Origin of the sequence: Bacillus sp. JJ675, assembly GCF_036963165.1 — a bacterium.
In the GTDB taxonomy this organism is placed as follows: Bacteria; Bacillota; Bacilli; order Bacillales; family Bacillaceae; genus Bacillus; species Bacillus glycinifermentans.
On the sequence record NZ_JBALMR010000105.1, the window covers coordinates 1 to 7,856 of the forward strand.

At 45.6% G+C, this 7,856-nt stretch carries 5 protein-coding genes; 2 read left to right on the forward strand and 3 right to left on the reverse strand.

Annotated elements, in window-relative coordinates:
* The coding region (locus V7126_RS22540; protein ID WP_335499350.1) for a DegT/DnrJ/EryC1/StrS family aminotransferase at positions 1-860 on the reverse strand (860 nt) is incomplete at its 3' end.
* A 152-nt stretch (positions 861-1,012) separates the two neighbouring features.
* Here V7126_RS22540 and V7126_RS22545 point away from each other — a divergent pair.
* Positions 1,013-2,200, forward strand: coding sequence for a glycosyltransferase family 2 protein (locus V7126_RS22545; protein WP_175076912.1), 1,188 nt, complete (start codon positions 1,013-1,015; stop codon positions 2,198-2,200).
* Positions 2,201-2,235: 35 nt separating this feature from the next.
* Here V7126_RS22545 and V7126_RS22550 read toward each other — a convergent pair whose 3' ends face one another.
* Together V7126_RS22550 and V7126_RS22555 are read right to left on the reverse strand one after the other, a co-directional pair.
* Entirely contained in the window at positions 2,236-3,957 is a 1,722-nt protein-coding gene (locus V7126_RS22550; protein WP_175076913.1) for a glycosyltransferase, read from the reverse strand.
* A 113-nt stretch (positions 3,958-4,070) separates the two neighbouring features.
* Positions 4,071-5,153, reverse strand: coding sequence for a glycosyltransferase (locus V7126_RS22555; RefSeq protein ID WP_175076917.1), 1,083 nt, complete (start codon positions 5,151-5,153; stop codon positions 4,071-4,073).
* Between the two features lie 163 nt (positions 5,154-5,316).
* Here V7126_RS22555 and V7126_RS22560 point away from each other — a divergent pair, with 163 nt between their 5' ends.
* Positions 5,317-7,593: a glycosyltransferase gene (locus V7126_RS22560; protein WP_175076914.1), complete on the forward strand. Its 2,277-nt coding sequence runs from the start codon at positions 5,317-5,319 to the stop codon at positions 7,591-7,593.
* The last annotated feature ends 263 nt before the right edge of the window (positions 7,594-7,856 follow it).

The window sequence follows — 7,856 nt, forward strand, 5'->3', positions numbered from 1 at the left end:
ATGCAGAAGAGGTGGTAGATGTGGGAGCGGTCTTCTTTTTCTGTCGGCAGCGTCACGTGTGATGCCTCTTTCAATGCCTCACGGTACTTGCCGGCGACCTTTCTTCTTTGTTCATTCCAGCCGTCGATTTTTTCAAGCAGAATGAGCAAGGCGGCCGCGTGCAGTTCATCAAGCCGGCTGTTAAAACCGATTTTGTCGTGAAAGTATTTTTTGCTTGTACCATGCGTTCTGAGCGTCCTTACACGTTCGGCCGCTTCAGGATCAGACATCGTTACCATTCCCCCGTCGCCCAGCGTGCCTAAATTTTTCGTCGGAAAAAATGAGAAGCAGGCCGCATCCCCGAGGCTGCCTGCGGGACGGCCTTTGTATTCCGCGCCGAATGCCTGGCAGGCGTCTTCAATCACAATCAGCCTGTGCTTTTTGGCGATCGCATTGATCTCGTCCATATCAGCCGGCTGGCCGAAAATATGAACGGGAATGATCGCTTTTGTAGCCGGTGTGATGTTTTCTTCTATTTTTGCCGGATCAAGATTGTATGTGCCGCGGTCGACGTCTGCAAACACGGGGGTCGCCCCGACCCTTGAGACGGCTTCTGCGGTAGCGAAAAAGGTGAACGGCGTTGTGATCACTTCATCCCCTTTTCCGATGCCAAACGCTTTCAGCGTCAGCACTAAAGCATCCGTTCCGTTGGCCACCGCCACGGCATCCCGCACGCTGAGCTTTTCGGCCGTTTTATTCTCCAGCTCTTTGACTTTCGGCCCCAATATATACTGCCCGCTGTCCAATACCTGCTCAAACTCTTTTAACATATCTTGTTTTACCGTTTGAAACTGCCGTTTCAAATTGATTAACGGGATCATCCCGATTCCTCCTTCAAGAGAAAGTTCCCAATAATTTATGTGTGACGTTCCGAACTTGTCACGGCTGTAGCGGCGAAAAACCTATATCAGCAACATGAAGAAAAACATAATCTATCAAGAAGGTGAAAATTTGAAGTTAAAGAGGGATGCAAATGAGGGATGTCGGAATTGTCATGCCCGTGTATAAACAGAATCATGACTATTTGAAACTTGCGCTGAAATCGGTGCTTGAGCAAAGCTTTACAAACTATTATTTTGCCGTCGTATCTGACGGAGCACCGAGTGATCATATCGAGATCATCAAACGCGAAACCGAAGGAGACGAGAGGGTTCATCTGATTGAAAAAGAGAAAAATGAAGGGATCGCAAAAGCTTTAAATACGGGTTTCAACTATTTGCAGAAGTTTGAATCGATTCGTTACTTAACATGGGTGTCCAGCGATAATGTGTATGATCCCGAATTTATCGAAAAGCATCGGAACGCGCCGGAAAACGTCGGCTTATCCTACAGCAATTTTCACCATATCGACCACAAAGGCACCGTCCTAAGAGAGCAATTTTCCAATTATCAGGGGCAGCCGAAGGAAACGCTTCTCGATATTTGCTTTATCGGCGCCTCTTTTATGTATAAGTCAAAAGCGGCGGCAAAGACGGGCGGATATCAGCTGTGGCCTGTCGAAGATTATGAGTATTGGCTGCGGCTGACCGAACATTGCGATATTGTGTACATTCCGGAGGTGTTAGCGGCGTACCGGGTCGATTCCCCATTGAGCGTATCGGCGCAGCTGAGGCACTCAAAGGAGCAGCATCGCAGATTTCGCCATGCGCTAAACCTCGCAAAGCTTGAAGCCAGAAAGCGGCGGAACATTCCGTGTGAGCTGACGGTCATCTATCCGGTTTCTGACGGATCTCTGCAAACGGTCGATCAACTGGAGCGGCTCCTTGAACAGACGTTCAGCAATTATCAGATTACGGCGCTTGACACAACGCCTGATCAATCGGCGTCCGAAGCGCTCAAAGCAATTGAAGATCCGCGGCTGACCTTTCTCCATCTGCCGGGTGCCTCTGAAGACACCGCTATTTTAACCGGAATCCAAAATGCCGATGCACCCCTCTCCATGCTTTACGGAAAAGGCGCTTTTCCTTCGAATCACGTGATGCTGAATCGTTTGTTTCATTATTATCTCCAATACAAAGCAAAGGGCGCCGAAGCAAAGCATATCGTCTTTTTTGTCAATGACAACGGGCACATCAGCCATCGCGCCGTCATCCCGGAAAACGAACCGGCATTCGGCCAGATATACCATACGGAAACGCTTGCCGACATTTTAAAGAAATGACAAATATCCCTCTGGATTCAGAGGGATATTGACTTTCACCCTTTTTTGAGTTTTTTTATCATGCGTAAGAATTCTTCTGCGTACTTGTCCGGAGAAAAATTCGTTTCAATGTGTTTGACGGCATTTTGTCTGATTACTTCTCTTAAAGCTAGATTATCCATCAATTCTTTCCCTTCTTTGACTGCTTCTTCAATGCTGCCTGACCGATAGAATTTCCCCGTCACGTTGTGGTCGATGAAATTGCGCACGCCGTCCGAGTCCGAAGAAAGGACGGGGCACCTGCAAACCATAGCTTCAAGAACCGCATACCGGAACCCTTCCACTTTTGATGTAGAGCACAAAAAGCCGCCGGAATCGCCGATGATGGAGAGGTATTCCGCCATTTTACGATGGGGCTGATTGGCGAAAATCTCCACATTCCGGCTGATTTTCAGTTCTTTGAGTTTTTGTTCAAAGGCGTTTCTCTCCGTTGCTCTCGACAAGGTACTGTCTTCGAACATCCATAGCTTGACTTCAGGATTTTCCTTGATAAATTCCGCTCCGATCAACAAAAACTCCCGCCAGTTTTTATTATCTTCAAGCCTCCCAACCCAGCCGATCACCGGATTTTTTTCTAAAGGATGGACTTGATAGTGAAATTCTTTCGTATGAAAACAATTTTGCAAACAGAACTTTTTCTTAGCAGGAAAATACGTGTTGACCGCTTTGACGAGGTGCGGCGTCGGCGGGTGCAGCATGGCGTCACAATCCTTCTGAACCACAGAATAAGCGAAATGTTTAATATATTGGTCAATGTATTCCTTGTTGATTCCCGCCCCTTGAATTTCATAAATCAGAATCCCTTGATATCCGAGATTGCGCAGCCTTTTCGCCAGCCGAACATCCGAGCTGACGACGATCGCGTCATATTTACCCTCATAAATGATCTGTTTGATTTCTTCGTCACTGTCCGTGACAAAGATTGACGTATCGAGCTCATTTTGCAGACCGATCCCGTCTGCTGTGTATAAAAAATGGCAGTTAACCTTATGCTTAGCCAGTCCGTAGCAGCGCTGCCTGTTTAGCGTTTCAATCCCTCCGCTCGGTACGATGTACGCAAATAAGATGTTGATCGGCGTCTCTGACATCTGCCATTTCGCTTTCGCAATCGTTCCGTGAAGATGATTGACCGAATCTCTGACCGTGTCCCCAGCTCCTTCGTCTAATTTCCAATACCTGAAAAGGCCTGATTCATCTCCGCGAAGTTCCTGATTGATGTGCCGTTTAAGCTCCGCTTGTGTTTTTGCTGCCTTCCACACTCTTATTTCTTTCAGGCCTCCCTCATAAAAGCCGCCCGTCTTCATTCCCCCGAACACGCCGGACGGAACCGCCGCATCGCTTCTGCTGACCGTACCCTTTGCGGCAAACGCCCCATTGATGTAAATGGACGGGACTTTATTATCATATACAACGGCGATGTGCGTCCAATCATAGAGCGACGCGGCACAATGCAAAACAGCGGCCAGATCGTCCGCTGTATGCTCATATATGACAACGCCGTCCGTTCCAACGGCCACACCCACACCGGCCCGCGAATCATCGCCGTCCCCATAGGCTCCGGAAATCGGCGTAACTGCGAACCGGAAGTTGTGTAAAGCCGCTGCCGCAGGCTTTGCCCAAAACTCGATCGTGAACGTATTTTCCAATGCCGTCAATAACGGTTCATCCGTTATCATCCTGGTGCAGCCGTCAAATGAAAGGTAAGTTTCGCGCAGCATAGATCCCTCCTTCGTTACTCAGCTTGATTTGGAATAATTTATGACCTCGCACTGCAAATTGCCACCCGCCTCAAAAAAGAAAGCCTACTTTTCAAAAGTAAGCTTTTCCCTGATTATTTTTTTATGCCTAATTTTCCTTCAAGCAACTGCTTATTATGAAGGACGGACTTATCCTCCGGACGATATTTTCTGGCCTCTTCATTGTGTTCATACGATTTCTCAAAATCTCCCAAATTGTAATAACACACACACATTTGCAGATGCGGATACCATGTGTAATACGCCGGATAGCTGAAGCTCCATTTATTTGAGTCTGGAACCTGCTTTGTCGCCTGATCATACCAATAAATCGCCGCCTGATATTCCCGCCTGCGCTGAAAGTTGTAGCCGATTCTGCTGCATGTCTCCGCGCGCGGCGTTTTCGAAAATTCAAACGACTGGAACAGCGATCGGAGCTCATTTTCCATATCCCCGAGATAGCGGTAGCAGTCCGCTTTATTGATGCAGGCGTATACTTTGTCCTCAATCCATCCTTCTTTCATTTCAATATTTTTATTATAGCTTTCGATCGCCTTCTCATAATGCCCGTTCTCTCTCAATTCGTTTCCGTAGTAAAAATGGTCTCTCGGAGAAAACGCATCGCCGCGGTCAATTTTCTTTTGATAAATATTGAGATTCCGCCCGACGGAATGGCGGATTTTTTTATGCGTCACCGAAATATCGGCATTGATGATATTGCCGTAAACCTCCAGGTACTGGTGGCAGTCGCCTCTCCATTGAAAATTTTTCTCGCGTTTGACCAGGCGGTTGCGCCGGTATCGTAACGTGACGTTTCCGAATTCGTCCGTTCCGGCGTCATAATACATCGAGACCGAATCAACGGACGGATCGAGCGTCTCTTTTAATTCTTTTAATTTCTTGCGGTCTTTCTCAAGCAGGACATCATCTGCATCAAGATATAGAATGTAGTCTTTCGTGGCATGCTTAAACGATTCATTCCTTGCGGCTGCAAAATCGCCGATCCACTCAAAGAAAAAGACGCGGTCTGTGTATTGTTTCGCAATCTCCACCGTTTTATCGGTCGATCCCGTATCGACGATATTGATTTCGTCTACGATGTCTTTTACGGTATCAAGACATCTTGCCAATACTTCTTCTTCATTTTTAACAATCATACAAAGGCTGATTGTGATCAAACCGTTCACTTCCTTCATCTTTATTTTCACTTCAATAGATTATGAGAGCATTATGCTTCTTGTTTGTGTCCTTATCATGAATCAATGGATCACCCGGAAACTTCTTTCTATTTGTGAATATAGATATTACTAGTGAAATTCAACGTCTAACAGGAGGATTTTGATGACCCAAAACAATGAATTGGAACTGCTGCTGTGTTCACTCGATCTCGCTGCTACGGACAACGGCATCATTAAAATGATAGATGAAAACAGATGGGTCGAAGCTGAACGGCTGATTGAGGAGAAAATGAAAACCGATCCATTCGAGATTTCCTCGCTGGTCAGTTTAGGTTTTATCAATGAGAAAAAGCGCCGCCTTCAAGAAGCCTGTGAATGGTATGATGATGCCGCTCTTTTTATGGATAAAGCACAGAAAGAAAAACTGTTTCGCGAGAAAATCGAACTTTTTCGAAGCGTCGAAAGCCTTCGGCCGAAAATCGTCTTTTTTGTCAAACCCGGTTTAGATACGTTTATACACGCTGTAGCCGAACATCTCCCAAAATCATACAGAGCACTGAAACTGATCATCACAGATCTCAGACAAATCGACAACGGGATGAAGTGGGCGGACATTTGCTGGTTTGAATGGTGCGACAACCTAACCATTTACGGAAGCAAACTGCCTCTCGCTCACGAAAAAACCTTAATTTGCAGGCTTCACAGCTATGAGGCTTTTACATCGTATCCTTATCAGGTTCGCTGGGATGTTATTGACCAGGTCATTTTTGATGGTAAGCATATGGAGGAGTACATCGTCAAGCATGTGAAAAGCCTGGATAAAACGAAGACCGTGACGATTCCAAACGGAGTTGATTTAGAGCGGTATACGTTTAGAGAGCGCGAAAAAGGATTTCATATCGCTTATGTCGGATATATCAATTACAAGAAAGGCCCGATGCTTTTATTGCACGCGTTTAAGGCCATCCACGACAAAGACCCGAGATATAAGCTATTTATCGCAGGCCAGTACCAGGACATCCGCTATCAATTATACTTTCAGCAAATGATTGAAGAACTTGGTCTAGCAGGCAGTGTTCAAATCGACGGCTGGCAAAGTGATGTTAATCAATACTTGGAGGATAAGCACTACCTGATTTCGACAAGCCTTTTAGAAAGCCAGCAAATGTCGGTAATGGAAGCGATGGCAAAAGGGCTGAAGCCGCTCGTTCACAATTTTTACGGCGCCAAAACGATCTATGATGAACCTTATGTATGGAATACGATTGATGAACTCGTCGAAATGATCACTGAAGACGACTATTCATCAAACCAATACCGCGCCTTTATCGAAGAACACTATTCATTAGAAAAACAAATGAAAACAATCGAGGAAACCGTCTCCCGATTTGCAAAACCCGCAAAAACAAAAACCCGGACCGTCTTTTTTGATCCTCCCAAAATCACGGTCGGCATCGTGAATTATAACTACGCCCGCTTTTTGGACCAATGCCTTCAATCCGTGATCAATCAATCGTACCCGAACATCGAGATCATCATCGTAGATGACTGTTCTACAGACGATTCCCTTGACATTATCAGTGCATATCAAGACAAATACCCCCATATCAAAGCGATATGCCATCGCGAAAATTCCGGCATGGCGGATACGGCATTTGCAGAAATTTTTGAAGAAGCTTCTGGAGAATATGTTATGCCTATCAGCGCGGATGACTATTTGGCGCATGAAGAGGTGCTCGCTGATTTTATCACATATTTTCTTGAACAAGAGGATTTGGATTATGTGTACGGCGACTTTTTGCTGGTCGATAAAAACGGAAATCGAATCGGGAGCTGGATCTATCAACCTTATACAGATGATGAAGCCGTCCGCAGGACTTTTGAAAGAAGCGGGTCCGGCGTGTATCCAATGGTGGGGCTATACAAACTGTCTTTTTACCGGGATCATAACCATTCCTGGGTGGTCGATTCCAAAAACCCATATGCCGGCGACGCGCTCAACAGCATTGTAAACATCAAACGCGGCTGGAAACGCCGATACGTTCACAAACCTGCCTATTGCTACCGCAGGCACCAGGATAATTTCACCTACAATGTCGCTAAAAGAATTCCGTCTATTATTTATGTAATGGAATATATCATCAACCATTTCAGCAAAGAAATCTATTTGCCGAACATCAAATGGAATGAGCTTGAGCCGACCGAGCGAGCCGCGATGAAGTACTATACGCTTGGAAAAGTCTACGCGGACACTGCAATTGATTACCAAAGCAATAGTTTTACACAGCATCTTGATCAGGAAGAGAGGAAAAGGTGCGTCAAACCGCTGATTGAAAAAATGGAGCACTACTTTGATTTGAGTTTAAGCTCCAGAGGTGAAACATATAAACAAAACATTGATGAACTAAAAATGGAGATTAAACATTTACTGACAATTTGATTGATTAATATAAAAAAAGAAAGGACTGCCTTAGCTTATCGGCAGTCCTTTTTTACGTGAAAGTATTTCTTCCTTTCAGTATATAAAAAGAGGCGCATGAAAACCGAAGCTTTCATGCACCCCTTAAACCTTCCGCGATTCCAAATATACAAATTGGTTAGAAATAAGCTATACAACAGTTAAATTGCTGTTTGTTATGCGCCGGTTGGACCGGTTGGACCCGTCGGGCCGGTTGGGCCTGTTGGGCCTGTCGGACCGGTTGG

Coding starts and splice junctions, on each gene's coding strand:
- V7126_RS22545 (WP_175076912.1), top strand. CDS start 1,013: ATGAGGGATGTCGGAATTGTCATGCCCGTGTATAAACAGAATCATGAC.
- V7126_RS22550 (WP_175076913.1), bottom strand. CDS start 3,957: ATGCTGCGCGAAACTTACCTTTCATTTGACGGCTGCACCAGGATGATA.
- V7126_RS22560 (WP_175076914.1), top strand. CDS start 5,317: ATGACCCAAAACAATGAATTGGAACTGCTGCTGTGTTCACTCGATCTC.